27 protein-coding genes are annotated in these 26,007 nt (G+C 73.2%); 14 read left to right on the forward strand and 13 right to left on the reverse strand.

Annotation, left to right across the window (positions count from 1 at the left end; translation table 11 throughout):
* Positions 1 to 34 precede the first annotated feature (34 nt).
* Positions 35 to 1,222: an ABC transporter substrate-binding protein gene (locus OG470_RS06935; protein ID WP_328421895.1), complete on the forward strand. Its 1,188-nt coding sequence runs from the start codon at positions 35 to 37 to the stop codon at positions 1,220 to 1,222.
* Between the two features lie 75 nt (positions 1,223 to 1,297).
* Here OG470_RS06935 and ddaH read toward each other — a convergent pair whose 3' ends face one another.
* On the reverse strand, positions 1,298 to 2,131 hold the full coding sequence (gene ddaH, locus OG470_RS06940) for a dimethylargininase (RefSeq protein ID WP_328421897.1): 834 nt from the start codon (positions 2,129 to 2,131) through the stop codon (positions 1,298 to 1,300).
* Positions 2,132 to 2,190: 59 nt separating this feature from the next.
* Here ddaH and OG470_RS06945 point away from each other — a divergent pair, with 59 nt between their 5' ends.
* The gene (locus OG470_RS06945) at positions 2,191 to 2,649 is read left to right on the forward strand and encodes an Lrp/AsnC family transcriptional regulator (protein WP_328421899.1); all 459 of its coding nucleotides are present in this window, start codon (positions 2,191 to 2,193) and stop codon (positions 2,647 to 2,649) included.
* 84 nt (positions 2,650 to 2,733) lie between these two features.
* On the forward strand, positions 2,734 to 3,690 hold the full coding sequence (locus tag OG470_RS06950) for a zinc-binding dehydrogenase (protein ID WP_328421901.1): 957 nt from the start codon (positions 2,734 to 2,736) through the stop codon (positions 3,688 to 3,690).
* 7 nt (positions 3,691 to 3,697) lie between these two features.
* Here the strand turns inward: OG470_RS06950 and OG470_RS06955 are convergent, their stop codons facing one another.
* From OG470_RS06955 to mobA, 3 genes are all read right to left on the reverse strand, one after another.
* Positions 3,698 to 4,804: a T3SS (YopN, CesT) and YbjN peptide-binding chaperone 1 gene (locus OG470_RS06955; protein ID WP_328421903.1), complete on the reverse strand. Its 1,107-nt coding sequence runs from the start codon at positions 4,802 to 4,804 to the stop codon at positions 3,698 to 3,700.
* A 160-nt stretch (positions 4,805 to 4,964) separates the two neighbouring features.
* Positions 4,965 to 5,231 carry a DUF6457 domain-containing protein gene (locus tag OG470_RS06960; RefSeq protein WP_328421905.1) on the reverse strand — a complete coding sequence of 89 codons (267 nt, stop codon included), beginning with the start codon at positions 5,229 to 5,231 and terminating at the stop codon, positions 4,965 to 4,967.
* On the reverse strand, positions 5,228 to 5,947 hold the full coding sequence (gene mobA / locus OG470_RS06965) for a molybdenum cofactor guanylyltransferase (RefSeq protein ID WP_328421907.1): 720 nt from the start codon (positions 5,945 to 5,947) through the stop codon (positions 5,228 to 5,230). The genes OG470_RS06960 and mobA overlap by 4 nt, the downstream gene beginning before the upstream one ends.
* 242 nt (positions 5,948 to 6,189) lie before the next feature.
* On the opposite strand from mobA, the gene fdhD reads away from it, so the two are divergent.
* Positions 6,190 to 7,056 carry a formate dehydrogenase accessory sulfurtransferase FdhD gene (gene fdhD, locus OG470_RS06970; RefSeq protein ID WP_328421909.1) on the forward strand — a complete coding sequence of 289 codons (867 nt, stop codon included), beginning with the start codon at positions 6,190 to 6,192 and terminating at the stop codon, positions 7,054 to 7,056.
* Positions 7,057 to 7,069: 13 nt separating this feature from the next.
* Here fdhD and OG470_RS06975 read toward each other — a convergent pair whose 3' ends face one another.
* The 4 genes from OG470_RS06975 to OG470_RS06990 form a co-directional block, all read right to left on the reverse strand.
* Positions 7,070 to 7,777, reverse strand: coding sequence for a GAP family protein (locus OG470_RS06975; protein ID WP_328421911.1), 708 nt, complete (start codon positions 7,775 to 7,777; stop codon positions 7,070 to 7,072).
* A gap of 104 nt (positions 7,778 to 7,881) precedes the next feature.
* Complete coding sequence (locus OG470_RS06980) at positions 7,882 to 8,280, reverse strand: hypothetical protein (RefSeq protein ID WP_328421913.1); 399 nt, start codon at positions 8,278 to 8,280, stop codon at positions 7,882 to 7,884.
* Positions 8,277 to 8,528, reverse strand: coding sequence for a hypothetical protein (locus tag OG470_RS06985; protein ID WP_328421915.1), 252 nt, complete (start codon positions 8,526 to 8,528; stop codon positions 8,277 to 8,279). The genes OG470_RS06980 and OG470_RS06985 overlap by 4 nt, the downstream gene beginning before the upstream one ends.
* 70 nt (positions 8,529 to 8,598) lie before the next feature.
* Positions 8,599 to 9,645, reverse strand: a complete 1,047-nt coding sequence (locus tag OG470_RS06990) for a DUF4192 domain-containing protein (protein WP_328421917.1) — start codon at positions 9,643 to 9,645, stop codon at positions 8,599 to 8,601.
* Positions 9,646 to 9,839: 194 nt separating this feature from the next.
* Here OG470_RS06990 and OG470_RS06995 point away from each other — a divergent pair, with 194 nt between their 5' ends.
* The 5 genes from OG470_RS06995 to OG470_RS07015 all read left to right on the forward strand — a co-directional run bounded on the left by OG470_RS06995 (position 9,840) and on the right by OG470_RS07015 (position 16,524).
* Complete coding sequence (locus OG470_RS06995; protein WP_328426184.1) at positions 9,840 to 10,751, forward strand: fructosamine kinase family protein; 912 nt, start codon at positions 9,840 to 9,842, stop codon at positions 10,749 to 10,751.
* Entirely contained in the window at positions 10,748 to 11,761 is a 1,014-nt protein-coding gene (moaA, locus tag OG470_RS07000) for a GTP 3',8-cyclase MoaA (RefSeq protein ID WP_328421919.1), read from the forward strand. Before OG470_RS06995 ends, moaA begins: the two co-directional genes overlap by 4 nt.
* Positions 11,762 to 11,764: 3 nt before the next feature.
* Positions 11,765 to 12,019, forward strand: coding sequence for a MoaD/ThiS family protein (locus OG470_RS07005; protein ID WP_328421921.1), 255 nt, complete (start codon positions 11,765 to 11,767; stop codon positions 12,017 to 12,019).
* A gap of 13 nt (positions 12,020 to 12,032) precedes the next feature.
* Positions 12,033 to 13,277 (forward strand): metallophosphoesterase, encoded by a 1,245-nt coding sequence (locus OG470_RS07010; RefSeq protein WP_328426186.1) that lies wholly within the window; start codon positions 12,033 to 12,035, stop codon positions 13,275 to 13,277.
* A gap of 61 nt (positions 13,278 to 13,338) precedes the next feature.
* Positions 13,339 to 16,524 (forward strand): UvrD-helicase domain-containing protein, encoded by a 3,186-nt coding sequence (locus OG470_RS07015; RefSeq protein ID WP_328421923.1) that lies wholly within the window; start codon positions 13,339 to 13,341, stop codon positions 16,522 to 16,524.
* A 79-nt stretch (positions 16,525 to 16,603) separates the two neighbouring features.
* Here OG470_RS07015 and OG470_RS07020 read toward each other — a convergent pair whose 3' ends face one another.
* Positions 16,604 to 17,257 (reverse strand): prepilin peptidase, encoded by a 654-nt coding sequence (locus OG470_RS07020; RefSeq protein WP_328421925.1) that lies wholly within the window; start codon positions 17,255 to 17,257, stop codon positions 16,604 to 16,606.
* Between the two features lie 10 nt (positions 17,258 to 17,267).
* On the reverse strand, positions 17,268 to 18,272 hold the full coding sequence (locus OG470_RS07025; RefSeq protein ID WP_328421927.1) for an EamA family transporter: 1,005 nt from the start codon (positions 18,270 to 18,272) through the stop codon (positions 17,268 to 17,270).
* A 298-nt stretch (positions 18,273 to 18,570) separates the two neighbouring features.
* Between OG470_RS07025 and OG470_RS07030 the strand changes: the two genes are divergently transcribed.
* From OG470_RS07030 to OG470_RS07040, 3 genes are all read left to right on the forward strand, one after another.
* Complete coding sequence (locus tag OG470_RS07030) at positions 18,571 to 19,164, forward strand: LppU/SCO3897 family protein (RefSeq protein WP_328421929.1); 594 nt, start codon at positions 18,571 to 18,573, stop codon at positions 19,162 to 19,164.
* Positions 19,165 to 19,586: 422 nt separating this feature from the next.
* Positions 19,587 to 19,994 (forward strand): LppU/SCO3897 family protein, encoded by a 408-nt coding sequence (locus OG470_RS07035; protein WP_328426188.1) that lies wholly within the window; start codon positions 19,587 to 19,589, stop codon positions 19,992 to 19,994.
* Between the two features lie 134 nt (positions 19,995 to 20,128).
* Entirely contained in the window at positions 20,129 to 21,370 is a 1,242-nt protein-coding gene (locus OG470_RS07040; protein WP_328421931.1) for an ATP-binding protein, read from the forward strand.
* 33 nt (positions 21,371 to 21,403) lie between these two features.
* On the opposite strand, the gene OG470_RS07045 is transcribed toward OG470_RS07040, so the two are convergent.
* Positions 21,404 to 21,952: a GNAT family N-acetyltransferase gene (locus tag OG470_RS07045; RefSeq protein WP_328421933.1), complete on the reverse strand. Its 549-nt coding sequence runs from the start codon at positions 21,950 to 21,952 to the stop codon at positions 21,404 to 21,406.
* Positions 21,953 to 22,086: 134 nt separating this feature from the next.
* On the opposite strand from OG470_RS07045, the gene OG470_RS07050 reads away from it, so the two are divergent.
* Both OG470_RS07050 and OG470_RS07055 read left to right on the forward strand, forming a co-directional pair.
* On the forward strand, positions 22,087 to 22,632 hold the full coding sequence (locus OG470_RS07050; protein ID WP_328421935.1) for a DoxX family protein: 546 nt from the start codon (positions 22,087 to 22,089) through the stop codon (positions 22,630 to 22,632).
* 215 nt (positions 22,633 to 22,847) lie between these two features.
* Positions 22,848 to 24,293, forward strand: a complete 1,446-nt coding sequence (locus tag OG470_RS07055; RefSeq protein WP_328421937.1) for a glycosyltransferase 87 family protein — start codon at positions 22,848 to 22,850, stop codon at positions 24,291 to 24,293.
* A gap of 4 nt (positions 24,294 to 24,297) precedes the next feature.
* Here OG470_RS07055 and OG470_RS07060 read toward each other — a convergent pair whose 3' ends face one another.
* Positions 24,298 to 24,726, reverse strand: coding sequence for a molybdenum cofactor biosynthesis protein MoaE (locus OG470_RS07060; protein WP_328421939.1), 429 nt, complete (start codon positions 24,724 to 24,726; stop codon positions 24,298 to 24,300).
* On the reverse strand, positions 24,723 to 25,979 hold the full coding sequence (locus OG470_RS07065; protein ID WP_328421941.1) for a molybdopterin molybdotransferase MoeA: 1,257 nt from the start codon (positions 25,977 to 25,979) through the stop codon (positions 24,723 to 24,725). The genes OG470_RS07060 and OG470_RS07065 overlap by 4 nt, the downstream gene beginning before the upstream one ends.
* Positions 25,980 to 26,007 lie beyond the last annotated feature (28 nt).

The following is a 26,007-nucleotide window of genomic DNA, read 5'->3' on the forward strand; positions in this document are numbered from 1 at the left end:
TGTTCTGCCCTGCAACGCTCCTGGAAGGAACTCGGTGTCGCAGATGAATCGCAGGCGGGCGCTCCAACTGTTGGCCGCGCTCGGTACGACCGGATTCGCCGCCGGGTGCGGCTCCGACAGCGAGGCCGACCCGACCGCCAACCTGAGCCCGGTCAAGATCGGTCTGGTCACGCCGCAGTCCGGCGGGTTCAAGAGCATCGGCGACGACATCACCAACGGCTTCCAACTCTTCCTCGACCTGCACGACCAGCGGCTGGGCGGGCACCCCGTGAGCCTGCTGACCGCCGACGAGGGCGATGACGCGAAGAGCGGCAAGGCCGCCGTCGACGACCTGCTCAAGCAGGGCGTGCTGGCGCTCACCGGGGTGGTCAACTCGTCGGTGATGGTCGCCATCCGGGACACCGTGGAGCAGGCCCGGGTCCCGCTGATCGGCTCCAACGCCTCACCGAGCAGCCTGCAGAGCGTCTTCTACATCTGGCGGACGTCCTACGTGCTGGACGAGGCCGGCCGGGCGCTGGGCCGCTACCTTCGTGACAAGCTGCCGGCGAACGGCCGCGTCGCGATCATCATGCCGGAGAACGTCGGCAGCTCGGACGTGGTGCGGGGCTTCCGGCAGGAGTTCGGCGCCACCGACCCGCGGATCGCCGACCCGGTGACCTACACCAACGGCACGCCCGACCCGAGGAAGTCCACCTACGTCGCGGACATCAACAAGGCGCTCGCCAAGAAGCCGACCGCGGTCTTCTGCTTCTTCGCCGGCGCGGCCGCCGTGGAGTTCATCAAGCAGTTGCGCGAGGAGTACTCCGGACCGGTCTACGCACCCGGCTTCCTCACCGAGGGCACCGTGCTGGAGAGCCTGAAGAACGACGGGCTGGGCATCCAGACCGCCCTGAACTACTCGGCCGACCTCAACAACACGTCCAACCGGGTCTTCGCCTCGTCCTACCGCAAGAAGTACCAGGTCACGCCGACCACCTACGCCATGGCGTCGTACGACGCGGCGCAGGTGCTCGACCAGGCGATCCGGCTGACCGGCGGGAAACCCAACTCGCAGCAGGTCAACCTGGCGCTGGGCAAGATCGGCCAGATCGACAGCCCACGCGGCATCTGGCAGTTCAACCAGCCGCGTACCCCGCAGCAGAAGTGGTACCTGCGCGAGGTGCAGCGCGACGGTCAGGTCATGTCGAACGTGCTGATCAACGAGCTGGCCACGCTGGGCTGACCGCCCACCGAGCGCGATCAGGGGCCGATCTCCCGGGCGGGAGGTCGGCCCCTGACGTACGCGGCGGTGTTCGGATCAGTGCCGCAGTTCGGCGATGCAGCACTTCACGCTGCCGCCACCCTTCTTCAGCTCGGCCAACTCGACCGGGACCGGGTTGTAGCCGGCGGCCTTGAGCTTGCCGGCCAGCCGGGTGGCCTCGCTGTTGAGCACCACGTTCGCGCCGTCGCTGACCAGGTTGAGCCCGAACGTCATGGCGTCTTCGTCGTCGGCGATCACCGCGTCCGGGAAGAGCTGGGTGAGCACCCGCTGGCTGGCCGCGGAGAACGCGCCGGGGAAGTAGACGACGTTCGAGTCGTCGATGGCGGCGAGTGCCACGTCCAGGTGGTAGAAGCGGGGATCGACCAGGCGCAGCGACACCACGGGCCGTCCCAGCGCCTCCTGCGCCTCGGCATGCGCCGGCAACTCGGTGCGGAAGCCGTGCCCGGCCAGGATGAGCCCCCCGTGCGCCTCCGGCACGTACGCGAAGTCACCCTCGCCCTCGTTGGTCTCACTCGGGGCGATGAAGCGCCAGCCCTGTGACTCGTGGAAGGCACGGTGCGCGGCGGCCTCGGCGGCCCGCTGCTCGTGCTTGAACCGCGCGCCGTACACACTGCCGTCCACCATGAAGGCACCGTTGGCGGCGTAAACCATGTCGGGTAGGCCCCGCTCAGGGGTGAGCAGGTGCACCTCGTGGCCGAGGGCGACCAGCGTCTCGCGCAGCCGGTCCCACTGCTTGACGGCCAACTCCCGGTCGACCGGGGTGGTCACGTCCATCCACGGATTGATGGCGTACTCGACCGCGAAGTGCTCGGGCGAGCACAGGAGATATGTCCGCTTTCGCGGGACTCGCTGCTGGTTCACGGTCACCAAGAGTAGGTACCGTTGAACTTTGGTAACAGCCACAACCATTGCTTCCCAGAGGCGGAACGTTGCAGATAGACGCGGTAGACCAGCGGATCATTGCGTTGCTCGTCGCCGACGCCCGTGCGTCGTACGCCGACATCGGCACCCGGGTGTCACTCTCTGCCCCGGCGGTCAAGCGCCGCGTCGACCGGCTACGCGCCACCGGCGTGATCAGGGGATTCACGGCCGTGGTTGATCCGGCCGCCGTCGGGTGGACCACCGAGGCGTTCGTCGAGCTGTTCTGCGCCGGCCGGACCACCCCGGCGCAGATCGGCGTGGCCGCCCGCCGACACCCGGAGGTGGTCGGCGCGTACACCGTTTCCGGCGAGGCGGACGCGCTCGTGCATCTGCGCGCCGCCGACATCGCCCACCTGGAGGCCGCGCTGGAGCGGCTGCGCGCCGAGTCGTTCGTGACCTCCACCCGGAGCACCATCGTGCTCTCCCGGCTGGTCGAATCCCCCGGCGTCGGTCCCTCCAGCCGTTGACCTTGACCTCAAGCCCGGTTGAGGAGTTGAGATGGTCGTGGCGTGTGGGCACGACGCCCACCCACCACGGCCGAGGAGGATGTCATGCGGGCAGTCTGGTTACGTGAGTTCGGCGGGCCCGAAGCGCTGGTACCCGGCCCGGCACCCGACCCGACACCCGGCCCCGGCCAGGTGCTGATCGACGTCGCGCACGCGAACATCACCTTCGTCGAGACCCAGCTGCGCTCCGGCCGCCCCGGGCCGTTCCGGGTCACCCCACCGCTGATCCCCGGCAACGGTGTCGGCGGGGTGATCGCCGCCGTCGGGCCGGACGTCGACCCGGCACTGACCGGGCGGCGGGTGGTCAGCGCCACCGGCGGCTCCGGCGGATACGCCGAACGCGCGGCGGTGGACGCGTCCGCCCTCTTCGAGGTGCCGGCCGGACTGGCGCTGGACGCCGCGGTGGCGCTGCTGGCCGACGGACGCACCGCCACCATGCTGGTCGACGCGGTCGGCGTCGGCCCCGGCGACCGGGTGCTGGTGGAGGCGGCAGCGGGCGGCGTGGGCAGCCTCCTGGTGCAGCTCGCAGCCCGGGCCGGCGCGCGGGTGATCGGTGTGGCCGGTGGGCCGGGCAAGGTGGACCTGCTGCCCGAGCTGGGTGCCGAGCTGGCGGTCGACTACCGCGTGCCGGGCTGGGCCGGCCGGATCCGGGACGCGGTGGGCGGGGTCGACGTGGTGCTCGACGGAGTGGGTGGGGCGGTCGCCCGGACGGCGTTCGAGCTGCTGACCCCGGGTGGCCGCATGGTCAGCTTCGGGTTGGCCAGCGGCGAGTGGTCCCCGGTGTCGGCGGAGGACGCCACGGCCCGGCAGATCACGCTGGTCCGGCCGGACGTGCCGCCCGCCCGGATGCGGGCGTACACCGATCAGGCGCTGGCGGACGCGGCGGCCGGCCGGCTCCGACCGCTGATCGGCCAGCGCTTCCCGCTGGAGCGTGCCGCCGACGCGCACGCCGCCATCGAGTCCCGCGCGACAGTCGGCAAGACCCTGCTGGACGTCTCCTGAACCGCGCTCAGAGGTACATGCCGGTACGGTGCTCGGACTCGTCCCGGCGGACCGGCTTGTCGCCCTCGCTGAAGAACCGCTTGCCGCCGAACTCGCCGTGCAGCCGGTCGTCCAACTCATCGGCGAGCCCGGTCATCACCTGCACCGCCAGCATGAGGTGGGTCGCCTGGAAGTTGCGGCCGAAGACCGGGATGGACGCCCAGACCGTGTCGTCGGCGCAGTAGAGGCGGCCGATCGGCATCCGGTTGGTCAGCTCGGAGAGCTTGACGTAGAGCCGCTCGGTCGGTTCGACCTCGGTGAGCACCGGGGAGAGGACGTCCACCAGGGGCGGGTTGTCCCGGACCCGGACGAAGACCATCGCCGAACCGGCGCGGATGTTGATGTCCCCGTCCGAGTCGACCTGCAACCGGTCGCTGTCGGACTTCAACATGGTGGAGACCACGGTGCGGACCCGATCGGCCAGGTCGAGCACGTCGTCCCGCTCGACCTGCGAGGCAGCCGCCTCGGCCAGCGCCTCCTCCAGGTCCCCCTCGACGTCGGCGTCCGGGCCGAACTCGCTGCGCGCGGTGCCCAGCGGCTCCACGGCCAGTGGCTCGCCCTCGGCGTCATGCACGATGTAGACGAGGAACGCCGGGTGCGGGGCGCCGTAGACGTCGCGCAGCGTCCGGGCGAGCAGCGCGGCGATCCGGGCCGCCTCCGCCGTCGTACCGTCCAGCCCGAAGGAACCGCCGGAGCCGGCCACCACCCCGGGCGGGGACCAGCCGAGCGCGATCATGTCCGCCACCGCGGCGCGGTCCAGCCGGTAGCCCGGCGGCAGGGTGGCGTTGCCGACCGCCCGGGCGGAGAACGAGCCGTCGCCGTCCACGTCGACACTGATCGAGTAGACGGCGTCCCCGGTCCCGGAGGCGGTGGGGTCCAGGGTCAGCTCAAGGTGCGCGTCGGCGGGCAGCTCCCGCAGCCGTACGGCGAGCGCGCGGGCGAACTCCCGCCACGCCTCGGTCACCTTGGCCCGCAGGTCTGTGGTGCTGGGCTCGTCGAGCAGGATCGACTCCGCCGGCTCGGCTGTACCGCCGGGCAGCTCACCGTCCGGCGCCGAGGGGTGGTCAGCCGTCATGATCGCCTCCGTCCGTCACGATCACCCTACCCACGTCGCCTGACGGCCCGATCAGCCCGGACCGGGATCGGACAACGGCATCGCGCGGCAGTGCTTTCGCCCCCGAAAGGCGGCCCGGCCGGGGCGCGGAGAAGCGCCTGCTCTGGCTGCCGCCCGAAGGTCAGGACGCCGTCGGATCGGCGGGGTCGGCGCCCAACTCGACCGGCCAACTGCCCGCCAGTGCGCTGAGCCGGGCCGCGGCGTCCGCCGGGTCGGCGCCCCGGCCCACCGCCAGCCCGAGCAGGTACGCGGAAACCGGCGCCCCCGGCCGCAGCACCTGGTGGGCGACGTCGCGAGCCAGATCCAGCACCGCCGGCACGGGCACCTGGGTCGGGTCCAGGTCCAGCTCGGCGCAGGCCGCCGTGACCCAGTCGTCCATCACCGTCATCGCGCCCACTCCTCCGCCCGGCGTACGTCCTCGTCAGTGTCGCAGTCGAACCAGGGCGGCGGGCCGTCGCCGGACCAGGGCACCTCCCGGATGACGAGGTCGGCCAGCAGCGCCCGGACGGGCGCACCGGCCAGAGTGCCGCCCCGCTCGGCCGCCAGCCGGTCCAGCCCGGCGCGCAGCGCGGCGACCCGCCACACCCCGCAGAGCGACTGCCGCCGCCCGTCCGCGTCGACGAAGCACGCCCCGTCAGGCAGGCTGGCGTCGGGTTCCTGGGCGGGAGGGCTGGTGCCGCCTGCCGGGGCGAGGTGGGCCGTGCCGCCGGCCGGGGCGAGGTGGGCCGTGCCACCTGCCGGGGCGAGGTGGGCCGTGCCGCCTCGCGGGGCGAGGTGGGTCAGCAGCTCGCCTATCGCGGCGCGGGTGAGGAGCGGCAGGTCGGCGGCGAGCAGCGCGACAAGTGTCGTACCGGGGTCGAGCAGCGCCAGCCCGGCCGCCGTCGCGGCGACCGGTCCCCCGCCGGGCGGATCCTCCCGGGTGACCCGCACCCCGTCCGGGACGGCGTCGGCCGGGCCGACCAGTACCCGCGGCGCGGCATCGGCAACGGCGGCCAGCACCCGGTCACGCATCGGCCGGCCGCCGACCGGGAGCGCGGGCTTGTCCACCCCACCCATCCGCCGGGCGGCCCCACCCGCGAGCACCACGGCGGCGTATGTCCCCACCCGGCCACGGTAGCCGTGCCGCCACCGGTCCGGTGGCCGGTGCCGGCTGCCCGAGCCCGAGCCCGGTGGCCGGTGCCGCTGCCCGGTGCCCCGTGGCCGGTGGCCGGTGGCGGCGATCTTCTCCTGCAGGCGCAGGATGCCGTGCAGCAGCGCCTCCGACGCCCGATGCCGAATGCCCGGTGGCCGGTGGCCGGTGGCCGGTGGCCGTGCGGGCGTACCGGCGCGGGGTGCAGGATGGCGGGATGGGACGGGCGACTGACCGACGGGGCGTACTCCGGATCGACCTGGACGCGGTGGCCGACGGGCGCGGGTCCGTCCGCCGGCCGGACAGCCTGGCCGTGGAGGAGCCGCTGGAGATCCGGGTCGGCGCGGCCGGTCCCGGCCGGCGACGGCCGCTCGCGGTCACCATGCGCACGCCCGGGGACGACCTGGACCTGGCCATCGGGTTCCTGCTGACCGAGGGGCTGATCCGGTCGACCGACGACGTGCTCACCGCCCAGCTCTGCGCCGGAGCGGAGACGCCGAACACGTACAACGTGGTGGACGTGGTGCTCGCCCCCGGGGTGCCGGAACCGACCACCGACCCGTCCCGCAACTTCTACACGACCAGCTCCTGTGGGGTCTGCGGTAAGGCCAGCATCGACGCCGTCCGCACCCGCTCGCTGTTCCCGGTCGCGGCCGATCCGCTCACCGTGCCGGCCGCCCTCCTCGCCGAACTGCCCGACCAGTTGCGCGCTGCCCAGCGCGGCTTCGACCGGACCGGCGGGCTGCACGCGGCGGGGCTGTTCACCGCCGCCGGAGAGCTGGTGGTGCTTCGAGAGGACGTGGGCCGGCACAACGCCGTGGACAAGGTGATCGGCTGGGCGGTGCGGGAACGCCGGCTGCCGCTGGCCGGGCACCTGCTGCTGGTCTCCGGCCGGGCCAGCTTCGAGCTGACCCAGAAGGCGTGGATGGCGGGGCTGCCGCTGCTGGCCGCGGTCTCCGCCCCGAGCACCCTCGCCGCGGAACTGGCCGACGAGGCCGGGATGACACTGGTCGGGTTCCTGCGCGGCCGGACCATGAACGTCTACGCCGGCGCGCACCGGATCACGGTGGAGCAGCCGGCCTGACGCGGGCGGATCGTCAGCGGTTGAGCAGGTCGAACAGCTCCAGCCGGGCTGCGGCGTCGCGGGCGATCAGGAACCCGACGATGCCGAGGAGCCAGCCCAGCGCGCTGCCCGCCTTCGTGATGATCCAGGCGTTCAGCCGGGCCAGCACCGGCTCGACCAACGCCGGGCGGGCCACCCTGGCAAGCAGCAACAGCACCGCCGGCAACACCATGACCAGGCAGTATCCGGCGAGCAGGGCCACCACGGTCGCCGTGCCGACCCCCGAGGTGGCCAACAGGCCCACCGCGCCGAGGTACGGGAGCATGGTCGCCACCTCGGCCAGCGCGGCGAGCAGCGCGAGCCCGGCCAACCAGCGAGCGGAGGAGTCCCCCGCGGTGGCCCGGTCCCGCCAGCGCAGCACGCCGCCGGTACGCGGGCGTCGTTTGCCGTCGTAGCGGAAGCTGAGCGCGAGAAGCGCCACGCCCAGGACGAGTTGCGCCCAGAGCACGCCGCGGTTGTCCGTGGCCCCGCCCAGCACGTCCGCCAACCTGCTGCCACCCCACACGAGCAGCAGCCCGACCGCGAGGTAGAAGGCGGCGATCGTCCCGAGATAGGTCAGGATCCGCCGGACGCTGACCGGCCCGGGCGCGAGCAGCAACCAGACCGGGATGAAGAGGGTGCCGATGCTGGTGCTGTCCACCAACGCCAGGCCGGCCAGCGACAGCAGCAACGCGACGGTCATGTCGTACCGGTACGGAGTTCGGACACGAGATCATTGTCCGGTGGTGGCTGCTCATCCGACTCGGCCGTGGACAGGAGAGACGCGTACATCGTTCGACGGACGCGTCAGTCAAGTTCAAGAATGCTCCACGTGGCCGGCAGTACCTTCGCCGCCTCCTTGGGCTGCGCGGTCGCGTAGTGCGCCCGGTAGGTGAGCGCCGCACGGGCGGCGTGGCCGAGCGAGATGTCGCCGTCGACGGCGCGGGCCAGCATGCCCGTGGCTCGGACGTCGTCGGCGTCGAGTGGCAGCAGGCGGACCACCGGGGCGGTCATCAGCAGGGCCAGCAGCGCGGCGCCGACCTCGTCGGCAGTGCCCGCGTACGCGGCCGCCAGGCAGGCGGCGGGGACGGCCACCTGCCGTCCCTCGTCGGCGACCTCCGCCATCAACTCACCCACCGAAACGTTGCCCTCGGCGTAGGCGGTCAACGCGGACGCGTCCAACACAGCCGCGATCCGATCACTCATCCGGCGTCACCCAGCATCCGCCGCCCCTCAGCCAGGGCGTCCGCCGGGATGGGCGTCGCCAGCCGCCCCCGCCATCGCGCCTTGCCCGCCTCGGTGACCTCGATGCCGGCTCGCCGCAGCACCTCGTCGAGGTGCGCGCCGGCCATCTGGGCCCGTACCGCCGCGGTGATCGCGGCCGAGACGTTGGGCTGCCGGTCGAGCCAGTCGGCGACATCGTCGGGGAGACTGACGGAACGTTTCGCGGTCATGTCAACAAGCCTAGCGAAACTGGTAGCACCGGCGGTGCTACCGGCCGGGGTGGGCGCTGGGCGTTGCCGGTCAGCGGCGGCCACGTCGGCCCCGCTTGTGGGGACGGACCACGCCGGGCAGGCCGACGGACGGCCAGCCGTCCAGCTCCGATGGGGGCACGCCGCGTCGGAGCAGGTCGTCCAGGAGCAGGGCCAGCGAGTAGTCGGGGTGCAGGCTCAACGCACGCTCCAGCGCGACCGCGGCCAGTGCCCCCTGCCCCGCCCGCCAGGCGGCGAACGCCAGCAGCGCGCCAGGCGCGGCGGTCAGCTCCGGCTCCGCCCGGCGGAGCACGTCGGTCCAGAGGGCGATGTCCCGGTCCCGACCGTCGGTGCGTTCCCAGGCGTGGTCGCGGATCGGCAGGTGGGTCAGCAGCAGGCTCAGCCAGGCCACCTCGTCGTCGTCGAGCCGCTCGCCGCGCCGCTGCCGGCGCTGCGCCTCGCGGACCGCTGCCACCCCGGCTGAGCGCAGCGCCCGGCCGCCGAGCAGGTCGCTCGCAGGCGCCTGCTCGACCAGTTCGGTCAGTCGCCGCTCGGCCCGGACGGTGGCCGCGCGCAGCGCGTCCCGGGCCGGGCCGTCCACCGGCGACACCTGTGCCGCGAGGGCGGCCCGGTCGGGGAGCGCGACCTGGCCGGCGAAGACCGCCGAGGCGGTCACCGGGTTGGCCGCCGGGTCGTAGCGCCGGCCCTCGGGCGGGCAGCAGTCGGCCTCGGCGCAGAGGTAGGACCACCAGCGACCATCGGTCACCCGCAGCGCGTCGAGCACGTCCAACCCGGCGCCGGTCAGGGCGGCGCGCACCGCGTCCACGCTCGGCGTCACCCGGTCGGGCGGCCCGTAGCCGACCACGGTCGCCGCCTCCGCGCCCTGCCGGTGGATCACCCCGGCCAGGTGCTGGGCTCGCTCGACCGGGTCGGCCGACGGATCGGGCAGGTCGGCGCGGGCGGCGAAGATGATCTGCCGTCCACGCAGCGCCACCGCGACCACGCTGTCGGCGGGGTGGAAGCCGAGCAGGTACGGCACGGCGGCGAGCAGGTCGGCGGGTGAGCGGACGGCGAGCCGGGGGCGTTCGGTCGAGGTCATGCCGGCAGCCTGCGACGCGGTGGCACGGCTTCGCCGCCCCTGTGGACGACACGCGAGTTATCCACAGTCACTCACCGTGTTGTCCCTGCTCACCGCGTACCAAGACGTACTCGGAAGCGACCTGTGGCGCCGGGAACCGAGCCGATGTGTTCGGGCGGCACCGTTGTGTCGTGGGGAGCGGTTACCGTGCGCTGATGGACCTGGCGTACCTGCGCGCGCACCCGGCACACCTGCCGACGTTCCTGACCCACCAGCGGATCCGGGAGACGCCGGTCGCCGGTGGGGACATCTGCGCCGCCGCCCGGCTCACCCTGGACGACGGTCACTCGGTCTTCGCCAAGTCCTGGCCGGAGCGGGCCGGCCGGCCGGCGCCGGAGGGCTTCTTCGACGCCGAGGCGGCCGGGTTGCGCTGGCTGCGGGAGACCGGCACGGTCGCCGTACCTGAGGTGATCGTGGCGTTGCCCGACCTGCTGGCGCTCGACTGGGTGGAGCCCGGCGAGCCGACGCCGGAGGCGGCCGAGCGCTTCGGCCGGGAGTTGGCCGGCCTGCACCGGGCCGGCGCACCAACCTTCGGTGCGACCTGGCCCGGTTTCATCGGGGCTCTCCCGCAGGACAACACCCCCGATGACGGCCCCTGGTCGACGTGGTTCGCCGAACGACGACTCGTCCCCTACCTGCGGCGATCGGTCGACGAAGGCGCTCTGAGCAGCGCTGACGCCGAGCTGGTCGAGCAGGTGATCGGTCGGGTCGGCGAGTTTGGCGGGGACGAGCCACCGGCCCGCATCCACGGCGACCTGTGGCCGGGCAACGTGCTGTGGGGCCACGACCGGGCCTGGTTGGTCGACCCGGCGGCGCACGGCGGCCACCGGGAGACCGACCTCGCCCAGTTGGCGCTCTTCGGCGGCCTCCCGCACCTGGACCGGGTGCTGGCCGCCTATCGGGAGAGCTGGCCGTTGACCGAGGGCTGGCGGGCACGAATGCCGCTGCATCAGCTGCACCTGCTGCTCGTGCACACCGCGCTCTTCGGCGGCGGTTACCGGGACGCGGTCATCCAGAACGCCCGTGCCGCCCTGGGCCGGCCCGAGCGCGCTACGGTCGACAGGTGAGCGTCGCCCCGCGGACCGACGGCGTCCTCGTCGACCGGTACGGCCGCGTCGCCCGGGACCTGCGCGTGTCCCTCACCGACAAGTGCAATCTGCGCTGCACCTACTGCATGCCGGCCGAGGGTCTGCCCTGGCTGGCGGGCCCTGAGCTGCTCATCGACGAGGAGATCGTCCGTCTGGTCCGGGTGGCGGTCGAGCGGCTCGACGTGACCGAGGTGCGGTTCACCGGCGGCGAGCCGCTGATCCGGCCCGGGCTGCTCGACATCGTGGCCGCGGTCGCCGCGCTGGAGCCGCGCCCGCGGATCTCGCTCACCACCAACGGCATCGGCCTGGATCGGCTCGCCCCGGCGCTGCGCACTGCCGGCCTCGATCGGGTCAACGTCTCGCTGGACACTCTGGACCCGGCCCGGTTCACCCAGCTCACCCGCCGTCCCCGGTTGGACGCGGTGCTCGCCGGGCTGGCCGGGGCCGCAGCCGCCGGGCTCGCCCCCGTGAAGATCAATTCTGTGCTGATGCGCGGCGTCAACGACGGCGACGCACCGGCTCTGCTCCGCTTCGCCTTGGACCACGGCTACCAACTGCGGATCATCGAGCAGATGCCACTGGACGCCCAGCACGGTTGGGACCGCAACTCGATGGTCACCGCCGAGGAGATCCTGACGTCCCTGCGTACCCACTTCGACCTCAGCCCTGACCCGACCGAACGCGGCGCGGCACCGGCGGAGACCTGGCTGGTCAACGGTGGCCCGGCCCGGGTCGGGGTGATCGCCAGCGTCACCCGACCCTTCTGCGGCGACTGCGACCGCACCCGGCTGACCGCCGACGGCCAGGTCCGCGCCTGCCTCTTCGCCACCGAGGAGTCCGACCTGCGTGCCGCGCTGCGCGGCGGGGCGGACGACGACGAGCTGGCGCGACGCTGGCGCACTGCCATGTGGGGCAAGCGCGCCGGGCACGGCATCGACGACCCCACCTTCCTCCAGCCGACCCGCCCGATGTCGGCGATCGGCGGCTGAGTCGTGGACCCGACGCCGCTGACCATCCGCTATTTCGCGGGCGCGCGCGCCGCCGCCGGCCGCGCCGAGGAGGTCACCCCCGCCGGCCGGTCACTCGACGACCTCACCGTCGAGCTGGCCCAGCGGCACGGCGACCAACTCGCCGCCGTACTGCGGGTGGCGAGTTTCCTCGTGGACGGTGTGAGCTGTCATGATCGTCAGGCACCCCTGCCGGGCGGGGCGACGATCGATGTCCTGCCCCCGTTCGCGGGCGGGTGAGGGAGACGCACAGATAATGGCGGTTGTGGGTTTCGTAGCCGTCCTGGCGCTGATCACCGGTCTCATCCATCTCTACCTGTGGAAGCGGCTGGTTCGGGACACCACCACGCCGGGCCGCTGGCGGCGGATCGGCGGGATGGCCGCCCTGGTCCTGGCGCTGCTCGTGCCGATCACCCTCGCCGGGACCCAGGCCGGGCTCTACTGGCTGGCCTGGCCGGGCTACCTCTGGCTCGCGCTGATGTTCTACCTGCTGGTCCTGCTCGTCGTGCTGGAAGTGCCGATGCTGGTCACCCGGCTGGTGCTGCGCCGCCGGGTGATCGCCGCCGAGCCGACCACCGCCGCGCCCGAGCCGGTCCTGGTCGGGGCCGCCGGGCCGACCGAGCCGCCGGCCGTCGGCGCCGTCGCGGCACCGGACCACGACCCGGCCCGCCGGCTGCTGCTGGCCCGCGGGGCCGCCATCTTCGCCGGCCTCACCGCCACCGGCCTCACGGGGTACGGGGTACGCACCGCGCTGGGCCCGCCCCAGCTGGACCGGGTGCGGATTCCGCTCGCAAAGCTCCCGCGCAGCATGGACGGCCTGCGCATCGCGACCGTCTCCGACATCCACCTCGGCCCGCTGCGCGGCCGGGCGCACACCGAGCGGATCGTCGCCGCGATCAACCGGCTCGACGCCGACCTGGTGGCGGTCGTCGGTGACCTGGTCGACGGCTCGGTCGCCGAGTTGGGCTCGGCCGCCGCGCCGCTGCGCGACCTGCGCTCCCGCTACGGCAGCTTCTTCGTCACCGGCAACCACGAGTACTACTCGGGGGTGGAGGAGTGGGTCCAGGAGGTGGACCGGCTCGGCCTGCGGGTGCTGCAGAACAAGCGGCAGGAGATCCAGGCCCGGGGCGGCGTGCTCGATCTGGCCGGCGTGAACGACCTGTCCGGCACGGGCACCGGCCTCGCAGCCGGGCCGGACTTCGCCGCCGCGCTCGGTGACCGTGACACGAGCCGGCCGGTGATCCTGCTCGCGCACCAGCCGTTGGCGGCGGTCGAGGCGGCAACGTACGGCGTCGACCTGCAACTGTCCGGGCACACCCACGGCGGGCAGATGGTGCCGTTCAACCTGGCCGTCCGACTCGAACAGCCGGTGGTCAGCGGGCTGGGCGAGGTCGACGGCACCAAGGTCTACGTGACCAACGGCGCCGGCTTCTGGGGTCCGCCGGTCCGGGTCGGGGCCGAACCGCAGATCACCCTCGTCGAGCTGCGCTCGGCATAGCGGACGTCACGTCCGCGCGTGGCGGCAGGCGGCCGGCGCAGCGGGCGTGACAGGATGCGGCGTGCCCCCGTTCAGCGCCGTACCCCCCGGTGGCCTACCGCCATTCGTCGCGGACCTGCACATCCACTCGAAGTACTCGCGCGCGTGCAGCCGCGACCTCACCCTGCCGAACCTCGCCTGGTGGGCCCGGCGTAAGGGCATCGCCCTGCTCGGCACCGGAGACTTCACCCACCCCGCCTGGTACGACCACCTGCGGGAGACACTGCGCCCGGCCGAACCGGGGCTCTACCGGCTCGACCCGGAGGCGGAACGGGACATCGCCCGCCGACTGCCGCCTCGACTCGCCAGCACGGCGGAGGCGAACCCGGTCCGGTTCATGCTGAGCGTGGAGATCTCCACCATCTACAAGCGGGACGACCGGACCCGCAAGGTGCATCATCTGATCTACCTGCCCGACCTGGATGCGGTGGCCCGGTTCAACGCCGCGCTCGGCCGGATCGGCAACCTCGGCTCCGACGGTCGGCCGATCCTCGGCCTGGACTCCCGGGACCTGCTGGAGATCACCCTCGAGGCGAGCCCGGACGGCTACCTGGTCCCGGCGCACATCTGGACGCCGTGGTTCTCCGCGCTGGGCTCGAAGTCCGGCTTCGACGCGATCGCCGACTGCTACGCCGACCTGGCCGAGCACATCTTCGCCGTGGAGACCGGTCTCTCCTCCGACCCGGCGATGAACTGGCGGGTCGGCAGCCTCGACCGGTACCAGTTGGTCTCCAACTCGGACGCGCACTCCCCGCCGGCCCTGGGCCGCGAGGCGACCGTGCTGACCGCCGAGCGGGACTACTTCGCCGTCCGGGAGGCGCTGCGGACCGGCGACGGTCTGGCCGGCACCATCGAGTTCTTCCCGGAGGAGGGCAAGTACCACGCGGACGGGCACCGGCTGTGCGGGGTCACCTGGTCCCCGGAGCGGACCAGGGCCGCCGGCGGACGCTGCCCCGAGTGTGGCAAGCCGCTCACCGTAGGCGTCCTCAGCCGGGTCGAGGAGTTGGCCGACCGCGCGGAGGGGCACCGGCCGGCGCACGCTCGGGAGGTCACCCACCTGGTGCAGTTGGCCGAGATCCTCGGCGAGATCAACAAGGTGGGCGCCCGGTCGAAGAAGGTCGAGGGACGGCTCAACGAGTTGCTCGCCGCGCTCGGCCCCGAGCTGGAGATCCTGACCACGACACCGTTGACCGACATCGCGCAGGCCGGCGGTGAGCTGCTCGCGGAGGGCATCGGGCGGCTGCGGCGCGGCGACGTGCGCCGGGTGCCGGGCTACGACGGCGAGTACGGAGTGATCACCCTCTTCGACCCGGCGGAGCTGAGTGTCCGTGCCGACACAGCCCAGGAGACGCTGTTCGACGTACCGGTGCCGGCGCAGCGGCGACCCGCGGAGCCGGCGGCGAAGGTGAAGCGCCCTGCGGCGACGAAGGCGGAGCCGAAGCGCAAGACCGCCCCAGCACCCGCCCCGCCGATCGCGTCACCGCCGTCACCGCACGAGCCGTTCGAGCCGATGCTCGCGGGCATGGAGGAGGTCGGCACCGGCCTGCTGGACCGGCTGGACGCGATGCAGCGGGTGGCCGCCTCCGCGCCCGGCGGCCCGCTGCTCATCGTGGCCGGCCCGGGCACCGGCAAGACCCGGACGCTGACCCACCGGATCGCGTACCTCTGCGCGGAGCTGAACGTCTTTCCCGAGCACTGCCTGGCCATCACCTTCACCCGCCGGGCCGCCGAGGAGCTGCGGCACCGCCTCGACGGTCTACTCGGCCCGGTCGCCGAGGACGTCACCGTGGGCACCTTCCACGCGCTGGGGCTGACCATCCTGCGCGAGAACGCCGACGCGGCGGGCCTGCCGGCGGCCTTCCGGATCGCCGACGACGCCGAGCGGGCGGCGGCCCGGTCGGAGGCCGGCGACGACCCCGCGAGCTACATCGCACTGCTGCGCAAGCAGGACCTCGTCGACCTGGACGAGCTGGTGAGCCTGCCGGTGGAGCTGCTACGGGGCGACCGGGAGCTGGTCGGGCGGTACCGGGACCGCTGGCGGTGGATCTTCGTCGACGAGTACCAGGACGTTGACGCCGTGCAGTACGAGCTGCTGCGGCTGCTCAGCCCCGACGACGGCAACCTCTGCGCGATCGGCGACCCGGACCAGGCGATCTACTCGTTCCGGGGCGCCGACGTCGGCTACTTCCTGCGCTTCTCCCAGGACTTCACCGACGCCCGGTTGGTCCGGCTCAACCGCAACTACCGCTCCTCGGCACCGATCCTGGCCGCTGCGGTGCAGGCCATCGCGCCGTCCTCGCTGGTCCGTGGCCGACGGCTGGACCCGGCCCGGCTCGACCCGGAGGCGCCACTGGTCGGCCGCTACCCCGCGGCGTCCGTCGCCGAGGAGGCCGACTTCGTGGTCCGTACCGTCGACGATCTGGTCGGCGGGCTGTCCCACCGGTCGCTGGACTCGGGTCGGATCGACGGTCGGTCCACCTCCCTGTCGTTCTCCGACATCGCCGTGCTGTACCGCACCGACGCGCAGGCCGCGCCGATCGTGGACGCGCTGACCCGGGCCAACATTCCGGTACAGAAGCGCTCACACGACCGGCTGCGGGACCGGCCCGGGGTGGCGGCCATCGCGCGCGAGCTGCGGCACGCCGACGGATTGGCGGGCTCGTTGGCCGCCCGGGTCCGGCTGGCCGGCCAGGTCGTGGCCGAGCGGTTCGCCGTGCCCACCCTGGACGGCGCCGTCGCGGGCCGTCCCGAGGACGTCCGCTCCGCGGTGGACCTGCTGACCCCGCTGGCCCGACGCTGCGGCGACGACCTGGAGACGTTCCTGTCGCAGCTGGCCACCGGCGCGGAGGTCGACGCGCTCGACCCGCGCGCGGAGGCGGTCACGCTGCTCACCCTGCACGCCGCAAAGGGCCTGGAGTTCCCGGTGGTCTTCCTGGTCGGCGCTGAGGACGGGCTGCTGCCGCTGCGCTGGCCGGGCTCGACGCCCGACGAGGACGCGGTGGCCGAGGAGCGCCGGCTCTTCTTCGTCGGCCTGACCCGGGCGCAGGACCGCCTGTACGTCAGTCACGCCGCCCGCCGCACCCGGCACGGCGCGGAACGCGACTGCGCTCCGTCACCGTTCCTCGGCGTCATCGACCCCGGCTTGTTCGAGCGGTTCGGCGAGACCGAGCCGCGCCGTCCCAAGGACCGTCAGCTCCGCCTCATCTGACAATCCCCGCTCCCCTCTCCCGACTGCCAGCGGCGAGCCGGCGCAGGCTGGCTGGACCCGTCAGCGGTTGGTCGGCGGGTCAGCCGAGGAGGACGGCGAGCCAGGCGCCCGCGAGCAGGGCTGGCCCGAGTGGCAGCAGGGTGTCCCGGCGCACCCGCCGGGCGGCGAGCAGGCCGAGCACCAGGCCGCCGTGCAGCAGGTGTGGCAGGAGCAGGCCGGCCAGCAGTGCGTCTCGGCCGAGCCAGCCGAGCGGCAGGCCGAGGACGGCGGCGAGCTTCACGTCTCCGAAGCCCAACCGTGAGCCGGGCAGCAGGGCGAGCAGCAGGTGCGCCGCGCCGGCGGCCGCCGCACCAGCCAGCGCGCCGAGCAGCCGGCCGGGGGTGCCGGCGAGCAGCGCCGTACCGGTCAGGCCGCCGAGGGCCAGCAATCCGGCGGCGAGGACCAGCGGATCGGGCAGCCGCAGGCAGGCCAGGTCGATCCCGGCGAGCACCAGCCCCACGGCCGCCACCGCGAGGAAGACCGGTAGCGCCGGGTCTTCACCCCGTGCCACGGCGAGCCCTGCGAACAACACGGCCGCCACCACCGGGCTGAGCCACGCCCACCCGCCGGGCCGCGGCTCAAGACCGGCCCTCGTCAGCTCCGGCGGGGTGGTGAAACGCCGGGCCAGCGAGGGTACGGCGAGGCCGACCAGCGCGCCGACCAGCGCGACCGGCACCAGCGCTGCGGCCGACATGGGCCGGACGTTACCGGCGGTCGCCCACCCGTGCCGCCCCCGATCGCGGTGCTGCGCCCGACCGGCGGGGACGTTCGGTGGTCACCACCAGGGCTACCCCGGCGACGATGACCGCACCGCCGAGCAGCACCTGCGGAGTGATCGGCTCGGCCACCAGTAGCGCGCCGAGCGCCACCGCGACCGCCGGGTTGACGTAGGCGTACGTCGAGACCAGCGAGAGGGGCGCGTTGTGCAGCAGCCAGACGTACGCGGTGAAGGCCACCAGCGAGCCGGCCACCATGAGGTAGGCCAGCGCGAGCCAGGACCGGGTGCTGACCTCAGCCGGGTGGAAGTCGCGCAGCTCGCCCCGGCCGGCGGCGACCACGGCCAGCACCAGTGCGCCAGCGATCATCTCGTACACCGTGGCGACGAACGGGTCGGCGGGCATCCGGATCCGTCCGGACAGGAACGACCCGACCGACCAGGAGGTGGCCGCCGCGACCACGGTCAACGCCCCGACCAGCGGCACCGCGTCCGCGCTTCCGGCGGGCAGCACCAGCAGGACCAGACCGATGAAACCCAGGGTGACCCCGGCGAACGTCCAGATCGGGGGGCGGTCCCCGGTGGCGGAGCGCAGCAGCACCACCAGCAGCGGCACGGTAGCCACCAGCAGTGCGGCGATCCCGGACGGTACCGCCACTCCCGGCGGCCCGGACTCGGCGAGCACCACCAGGCCGTTGCCACCGGCGAGCAGGAGCACTCCGACCAGCGCGGCGGAGCCTAGTTGCCGGCGGTTTACCCGCAGCGCGCCCGGTCCTCGGCGCAGTCGCAGCACCGCCGCCAGCACCAGGCCGGCGGCGGCGAACCGCAGCGCGGCCGACGTCAGCGGGGGCAGCGACTCCACGGCGATCCGGATGCCGAGATAGGTGGAACCCCAGAGTAGGTAGACCACGATCAACGCGGTCCAGATCAGGGTCGGTGCGGCGTCGGTGCGACGGCCGGCCAGGCCGGCGGCACTCGGTGGAGATGAGGTCATCGGTGGACCACGCTACGGTGACCTCGGAGTCGGCGTCTTGCTTTGGTGGCCGGCCTCACCACTCGTGCAGGAGGGCGGCATGACGAACTACGGACCACCGGGTGGCGGCGTCCCGGGACCGTGGCGTGGGCAACGACCCGACGAGACATCGGGGCGGCCCGTTCAGCAGCCCTACCCGCCTGCACAGCAGCCGTACCCGCCGGTGCCCGAGACCTACCCGCCGTCGGTTCAGGCCTACCCTCCGGGAACCCAGGGACGGCCCGGGTCATATGGCGACGGGTCCTACGGCGGTGCGCCGGTGGGGCCGTACGGGGGTGGTCCTGGCAGCTCCTACGGTGGTGGGTCCTACCGGCCGACGCAGGCGGCCCCGGCGTACAGCGGGGAGCCGTACCGGCCCAACGGCCCGTACGGCGGAGATCCCTCGCCGACCCCGGGCAGGCGCGGTCGAGGTCCGCTGATCGCGGTGCTGGCCATCGTGCTGCTGCTGGTGGTGGCCGGCGGCGGTGCGTTCTGGTTCCTCAGCGGACCGGACGATCCGGCCCCGTCGACCGCACCGACCGGCTCGGCCGTCGCCGCGGAGCCCAGCGCGGACGCCACCGCACCGGCCGAGCCGGCACCGAGCGCCGCAGCGCCGGAGTCGTCGGCCGACCCGCGGTTCGTCAAGGTCGGCCAGTGCGTCCGTAACGATGGTGCGGCCGGCGGCAAGCCCAAGCTGCTGATCAGCGGCTGCGCCCCGAAGTCGTACGAGGTGCTGCACCGGATCGACGGCGCGACCAATGGAGAGCCGGACGCCGAGGCCAAGTGCGCCAAGGTCGAGGGCTACACCAACTGGTACTTCTTCGACAGCGAGCTGGACACCCTCGACTTCGTCCTCTGCCTGAAGCAGCGCTGAGACCACCCACCCCTGGGGATGACATGACGACCTACGGACCATCGGGTTCCGAGCAGCCGGACGACCCGTACCAACGCCCGGCGACCGGCCCCGACGGCTCGCCACCGATTGACCCGACCCGGCCGCAGTGGGGCCCGCCACCGGCCGGCGCGGAGCCGCCAACCGCGCCCATGTGGGGTCAGCCGCCGGCCTCGGGCCCGGGTTACCCGCCGCCCGCCGGTCCGGGCTGGGCGCCACCGCCCAGCTCCGGTGCGGGCTACCCGCCGCCCAGCTCCGGCGCCGGATACCCACCGCCACCCGGGCCGTTCCCGCCGGCCGGACCGACACCGGGCCAGCCGGCGGCGCCGTGGGGCCAGCCGGCACCCGGCGGGTACGGGATGCCGCCCGCCGCGCCAGCGAAGAAGACCGGCGGGAAGGTCGCCCTGATCATCGCGCTGGTGGTGCTGCTCCTGCTCTGCCCGTGCCTCGGCTTGGCCGGTTGGGCGGTCTGGAAGGCCGCCGACGCCGACAGCAACGCCTCGCCCGCACCGTCGGCGAGCGCGCGGGCCGTACCGCCGGCCCTGCCCAGCGACGCGCCGACGCCGGCAGCGCCGAGCCCAAGCGAGGTGGAGTTCGCCAAGGGCGACTGCGTGGTCAACGAAGGCACCGAGGACGACGCGGAGCTGCGCAAGGTGGCGTGCGGCCCGAACACCTACCAGGTCTTGCTGCGGATTCCGGCGACGAGCGACGGCGACCGGTGCGAGACGCTCGCGCCGCAGGCCACCGCGAACTACGTGCACGACAACTCGGTCGACCTGTTCGACTACGTGCTCTGTCTGAAGAAGCGGTAGCCGGTAGCCAAAACTAGGGCTGTCTAGCGTGGACGCTAGACAGCCCTAGTTTCTTGTCGACGGCCCCGACACGCCGGTAGCCCCATCTATCCATGTCTAGCCCCGCCGCTAGATGGCCCGATACTGTGCGATGCGTGGATCCGGTCCGCAACCCGTACGCACCGGGCGCCGGCCAGCGCCCGCCCGAACTCGCCGGGCGGGGGCGGGAGCTGGACGTCTTCGACATCGTGCTGGAGCGCATCGCCCGGGGCCGCCCCGAACGCAGCCTCATGCTCACCGGGCTGCGCGGCGTCGGCAAGACCGTCCTGCTCAACACCCTCCGGTCGCAGGCGATCAACCGACTGTGGGGCAGCGGCAAGATCGAGGCACGGCCGGACCAGTCGCTGCGCCGCCCGGTTGCCGCCGCGCTGCACATGGCGGTCCGGGAGCTCGCCCCCCGACACCGCGCGCCCGACCGGATCGACGCCTTCCTCGGGGTCCTCAAGGCGTTCGCCCAGCGGTCCGCCCCGACCGGCCGTGCCGGTGCCGCCCCGAAGCTTCGCGACCGGTGGCAGCCCGGGATCGACGTGCCAGCGGCCAGCGGTCGAGCCGACTCCGGCGACATCGAGATCGACCTGGTCGAGCTGCTCACTGACGCCGCCGCCGTGGCCAGCGACGTGGGCACCGGCATCGCCGTCTTCATCGACGAGATGCAGGACCTCGGCCCGGAGGACGTGTCGGCGCTCTGCGCCGCCTGCCACGAGCTGTCCCAGCTCGGCGCGCCACTGATCGTCGTCGGCGCCGGCCTGCCGCACCTGCCAGCCGTGCTCAGTGCCGCGAAGTCGTACTCCGAGCGGCTGTTCCGCTACCAGCGCATCGACCGGCTCGACCGGATCGCCGCCGACCAGGCGCTCTGCGCGCCGGCCGAGCGCGAGGAGGTGGAGTACGAGCAAAAGGCGCTCGACCTGCTCTACGAGAAGTCCGGCGGCTACCCCTACTTCGTCCAGGCGTACGGGAAGGCGACCTGGGATCATGCTCCGCGCTCGCCGATCACGGCGGCCGACGTCCGGGTCGCCGCACCGGAGGCGGAAGCCGAGCTGGCGGTCGGCTTCTTCGGCTCCCGGTTCGAGCGGGCCACCCCCGCCGAGCGTGAGTACATGCGGGCGATGGCCACGCTGTCTCTGGTGGAGGGCGAGTCGGGGGGCGTGGTCCGCGACGACATGGACGCCGCGGTACCCACCGCCGAGATCGCCCGGGCCCTCGGCCGCAAGCCGGCCAGCCTCTCCCCGGCTCGGGACGCGCTGATCAAGAAGGGCCTGATCTACTCCGGTGAGCGGGGCACGGTGGCCTTCACCGTCCCGCACTTCGGCCGGTACCTGCGCACCCAGCCGGTCTGACCCGGCCCCCTGGGAATCGCGAGGCCGGCGCCGTCAGACCTGCGACCAGGGCGCCGGAAAGATCACCTCGCCGCGCGGTGGCGGCCCCTCCTCGCTGGTGGACGGCGGCAACACGAGCGCCTGCCAGGGCTCACCCAGACCGGCCCACGGGCTGGTCAGCCCCAGCTCGCTGGCCGCGACGAAGCCGAACCGGCGGTAGAAGGCCGGGTCACCGAGGACCACGACCAGGCGCTCGCCCAGCTCGGTGGCAGCGTCGAGAGCGGCCTGCACCACCGCCGTGCCGTGCCCGACCCGCTGTCGGTGCGGCGCGACGGCCACCGGGCCGAGCGCCAGGGCTGGGGCGTCGGCGCCCCGATCCGGTCGGACCCGCACCCGGCTGAGCAGGGCGTACCCGACCACCTCGCCGCCGTACTCGGCGACCATGGCCAGCTCCGGCAGCCAGGCCGCGGTGCCCCGCAGCTCGTCGACCAGGCCCAGCTCCGGCGGGGTCGCCACGTCCGGCCGGGCGAACGCGGCAGCCAGCGCCCGACGCACCGGGCCGGCGTCGGCCGGATCCTCGGGTCGTAGCCGCAGCGTGGTCACCCGCGCGACGTTACCCGTCACGGCCGGTCCATCAGCGATGGTCGCTCGAATCGGCGTGGCGCATGTGCATGACCACCGATCCGGATCCGGCGGTTGCCGGGGTAGCAAAGGCCGCGACGGGGTATGACTGATCCATGACGCCCGTACGCTCTCTAGCCCGCGCCATGCTGAGCGGCATCTTCGTGGTCAGCGGGTACCGCAACTTCCGCAACCCGGAACGGCTGGCGGCGGCAGCCAAGCCGGTCACCGACAAGGTCACGCCGCTCCTGCAGAAGGCACACCCGAGCATCCCCACCGAGACCGAGACGCTGATCCGGCTCAACGCCTTGGTGCAGGTCAGCGCCGGCCTGATGCTGGCCACCGGGCGATTCAGCCGACCCGCCGCGCTGGTCCTCGCCGGCACGCTGGTGCCGGTGACCATCGCCGGGCATCCCTTCTGGAACAACGACGACCCGGTCGCCCGGAACAACAACCAGGTCCACGTCCTGAAGAACCTCGGCATCTTCGGCGGCCTGCTGCTCGCTGCGGCGGACACCGGCGGCAAGCCGGGTCTGCGTTGGCGGACCGGTCATCGCATCGGCCACTCTCGACGTTCTGTGCAACGCGCCGTCCGCACCGCCCGGCGGGACGCTCGGATCGCCGTCCGATCCGCCTCCACCGCTCGTCGGCTCCCCGGCTGACCTGCGTCGATACCCTCTCGCGCCATCCCCACCCCCCGCTAAGGCCGCGAATTACCTGAACCGCCCGGTAGGCGTTAACGCGGTGGAAATGTCAAAAACATGTGTGGGATCGGACACGGTCGCATAACGCGGGAGGCACTGACGTGAGGCGCCGTTCTAGGCTCCGTGCAGGACCTGGACGGGTAGGACGACCTTGGTATGGAGGTGGCCGCGCCATGCCGACGACCGTCGGTAGTCGGGCGGACCGCCTCGCCCCAGTCCGACGCGTGACGCGTGGGATCGATCGCAGGAATGTCGTACGGGGTGCCATCGTGGCCGCCGTCGCCTACGCCGCATGGCTCGCCATCGGTGCGTTCGGGCGGCCGTACAGCTTCTTCGACATGAAGATCTACCACGGTGCCGTCGTGTGGTGGGCGAGCGGTCACGAGCTCTACGAGTTCATCGCGCCCGGCACCACCCTCGGCTTCACCTACCCGCCGTTCGGCGGCCTGGTCATGCTGCCGATGGCACAGTTGCCGATCGGCGCGGCCGGGATGGTCAACGCCCTCGCCAGCATCGCCGCGTTGGCGCTGGTGCTGGCCGGGCTGCTCCGCCCCATCGTGGACCGGCTGGCCTGGCCACTGTGGTTCAGCGTGGCCTTGGCAGTGCCGCTGGCGATCGCCATCGAGCCGGGCCGGGAAACCCTCGGCTACGGCCAGGTCAACATCCTGCTGTTCGCGCTGATCATGGCCGACCTGATCGGGCTGCGTTGGCGCTCCCGCAGGGGCACCCACTACGCCGCGACCGACGGCCCCCTGCTGCGCTTCATCTATGGCGGCGCCTGGGCCGGTGCCGGCATCGGCCTGGCCACCGCGGTCAAGCTCACCCCGGCGCTGTTCATCGGCTACCTGTTGATCACCCGCCAGTGGCGGGTGGCGGCCACCGCGATCGGCACCACGATCGGCGTGACGGTAGGGACCTTCGCGATCGTCGGCGACGAATCGCGGGCGTACTTCGGCAGCGTGCTCTGGCAGACCGAGCGGGTCGGCGCGGCGGACATGACGCCGAATCAGTCGCTCGCCGGCCTGCTTGCCCGGCTGTACGACTCGATCGAGACCCCCGGGCTGCTCTGGCTCTCCTTCTCGGTGCTGATCCTGGCGCTGGGCCTGTCCCGGGCGGCCAGCTCACGCGCCGACGGCGACGAGTTGACCGCGTTCACGCTGGTTGGTCTGACCGCCAACGTGATCAGCCCGATCTCCTGGACGCACCACCTGGTCTGGGTGATCCCAGCGATCATCGTGCTGGGCGACGCCGCGGTGCGCCGCCGAGAGGCGAGCCGGGGGTTGGCGCAGCGCACCGGCCAGGGCCTGACGTTCGGCGGGCTGCCGGGGCTCAACGGGCTCCGGCCGCCGATCTGGTACCCCACGCTGACCGGGCTCCGGCACGGCGTCGCCGCGATCGGGCTCTACCTGCTCTTCCTGATCTCCCCGATCTGGCCGTACGAGCACCAACTGCCGGAGATGTCGCACTACCAGGACGGTCTGTTCGGCGCGCTGATGGAGAACTCGCTCGCGCTCGCGCTGATCGTGCTGGTCGCCGCGCTGCCCTGGCGCCCTGGCGCCGAGCCGGCGTTCTACGGCGATCGGCTCGCCCGGCCCATGGCGGTCAACGGCCGCCGCTGAGCGGTCAGGGGCAGTTGACCCATTCCTCGGTGCCGTCGGCGAAGACCTGCCGCTTCCAGATCGGCAGCCGCGCCTTGACCTCGTCCACGAGCCGGGCGCAGGCCGCGAAGGCCGCTGCGCGGTGCGCGGTGCTCACCGCGGCGACCAGCGCCACGTCACCGATCACCAGTGGACCGACCCGGTGCGAGACCGCCACGGCGTAGACGTCGGGCTCGGCCGCGATCTCGGCCGCCACCTCGCGCAGCACCTGTGCGGCGCTCGGGTGCCCTTCGTACTCCAGGCTCACCACCGGACGACCGTGGTCGTGGTCGCGGACCACGCCCTGGAAGGAGACCACCGCGCCGGCCCGCCGGTCGGCAACCGCCGCCTCGTGCGTGGCCAGGTCGAGCGGCTGGTCGGTGACCTCGCCGAAGGTGATGGCCGGCGCGGTCACGACGCACGCTCCCCGGGCAGCAACGGCAGTGGCACGATCGGCACCCGGTCGCCCGGCTCGCCGCTGGTGCCCGGCCGGATGACGGCGAACCCGTCAGCGCCGGCCAGCCCGCGCAGCATCGCCGAACCGACGTGCCGCACGGGGTACGCGGTGCCGGCGGCCCGGTCCAGCCGGACCAGTGCCAGGTGGGTGTGGTCGCCACGACCGGGCACCGCCTCGGCCAGCGTGACCTGCGGCAGCACCGGCATCGGGCGACCCTGGAGGCCGGCGAGCAGTGGGGCGACCAGCGACACCAGCGCGACGATGGCGGACTGTGGGTTGCCCGGCAGCCCGGCGACGAACCGGACCCGCCCGTCGTGGCCGGCAAGCCGGGCCAGCAACATCGGGAAACCGGGCCGCACCGCCACCGTGTTGACGACGTAGTCGGCGCCGAGCGCCTCCAGGGTCGGGTGCAGGTGGTCGACGGGACCGTTCATCGTGCCACCGGTGGTGCAGACCAGGTCGGCGTTGGCCAGCGCCGCGCGCAGGGCCGCCACGTGCGCGGGCAGCGTGTCGGCCACCGGGCCGACCACGTCGGACCCACGAACCTGGCAGCCGTACCGGCGCAGCCACGCGGGCACCGCCGGACCCAGCGCGTCCCGGACCCGGCCGGCGGCCGGCGGCCCCGCGGTGAGCAGCTCGTCGCCGAACACCAGCAGCGCGGCGCGCGGCGCCCGCCGGACCCGCAGCGTGTCGTGCCCGCAGGAAGCAGCCAGACCGATCACCGCCGGGTCGACCGGCGTGCCGGCCGGCAACAGATCCTCGCCGGCGTACGCCTCCTCGCCGGGCTGCCGCCACTCCGGCATTTCCCGGAGGGTGCCGCTGACCAGGCCGTCGGTGGTGGTGGACTCCTCGACGCGCAGCACGGCGGTGGCGCCGTGGGGCACCATCGCACCGGTGGCGATCTCGACTGTCGTGCCGTCCTCGGTGAGCGGCGCGGGGGTGTTGCCGGCCAGCACCCGGCCGACGACGCGCCACGGGCCGGCGCCGCGCACCGCCCAGCCGTCGACGCTGGAAGTGGGGAAGGCCGGCAGGTCGGTGCGGGTGGTCAACGGCTCGGCCAGGGTCAGCCCGTCGGCGTCGACCAGTGGCCGGGCGACGGCGGGAAGCGCGGCGGCCAGGCCGACCGCGTACACCCGGGACCGCGCTTCCTCCCACCCGGCCGGCGGGGGCGCGGCGACCCGGTCCGCTGTTGGTGCGGTTTCCGTGCTCACCGGCCGAGCCTATCGGGATGGACCGACA

It is taken from the genome of Micromonospora sp. NBC_00389 (assembly GCF_036059255.1).
Classification (GTDB): domain Bacteria; phylum Actinomycetota; class Actinomycetes; order Mycobacteriales; family Micromonosporaceae; genus Micromonospora.

What these genes read in the sequence shown, in the direction of transcription:
- OG470_RS06950 (WP_328421901.1), top strand. Translation starts at nt 2,734, where the DNA reads ATGCGGGCAGTCTGGTTACGTGAGTTCGGCGGGCCCGAAGCGCTGGTA.
- OG470_RS06955 (WP_328421903.1), bottom strand. Translation starts at nt 4,804, where the DNA reads ATGACGGCTGACCACCCCTCGGCGCCGGACGGTGAGCTGCCCGGCGGT.
- OG470_RS06960 (WP_328421905.1), bottom strand. Translation starts at nt 5,231, where the DNA reads ATGACGGTGATGGACGACTGGGTCACGGCGGCCTGCGCCGAGCTGGAC.
- fdhD (WP_328421909.1), top strand. Translation starts at nt 6,190, where the DNA reads ATGGGACGGGCGACTGACCGACGGGGCGTACTCCGGATCGACCTGGAC.
- OG470_RS06975 (WP_328421911.1), bottom strand. Translation starts at nt 7,777, where the DNA reads ATGACCGTCGCGTTGCTGCTGTCGCTGGCCGGCCTGGCGTTGGTGGAC.
- OG470_RS06980 (WP_328421913.1), bottom strand. Translation starts at nt 8,280, where the DNA reads ATGAGTGATCGGATCGCGGCTGTGTTGGACGCGTCCGCGTTGACCGCC.
- OG470_RS06985 (WP_328421915.1), bottom strand. Translation starts at nt 8,528, where the DNA reads ATGACCGCGAAACGTTCCGTCAGTCTCCCCGACGATGTCGCCGACTGG.
- OG470_RS06990 (WP_328421917.1), bottom strand. Translation starts at nt 9,645, where the DNA reads ATGACCTCGACCGAACGCCCCCGGCTCGCCGTCCGCTCACCCGCCGAC.
- OG470_RS06995 (WP_328426184.1), top strand. Translation starts at nt 9,840, where the DNA reads ATGGACCTGGCGTACCTGCGCGCGCACCCGGCACACCTGCCGACGTTC.
- OG470_RS07020 (WP_328421925.1), bottom strand. Translation starts at nt 17,257, where the DNA reads ATGTCGGCCGCAGCGCTGGTGCCGGTCGCGCTGGTCGGCGCGCTGGTC.
- OG470_RS07025 (WP_328421927.1), bottom strand. Translation starts at nt 18,272, where the DNA reads ATGACCTCATCTCCACCGAGTGCCGCCGGCCTGGCCGGCCGTCGCACC.
- OG470_RS07050 (WP_328421935.1), top strand. Translation starts at nt 22,087, where the DNA reads ATGACGCCCGTACGCTCTCTAGCCCGCGCCATGCTGAGCGGCATCTTC.
- OG470_RS07055 (WP_328421937.1), top strand. Translation starts at nt 22,848, where the DNA reads ATGCCGACGACCGTCGGTAGTCGGGCGGACCGCCTCGCCCCAGTCCGA.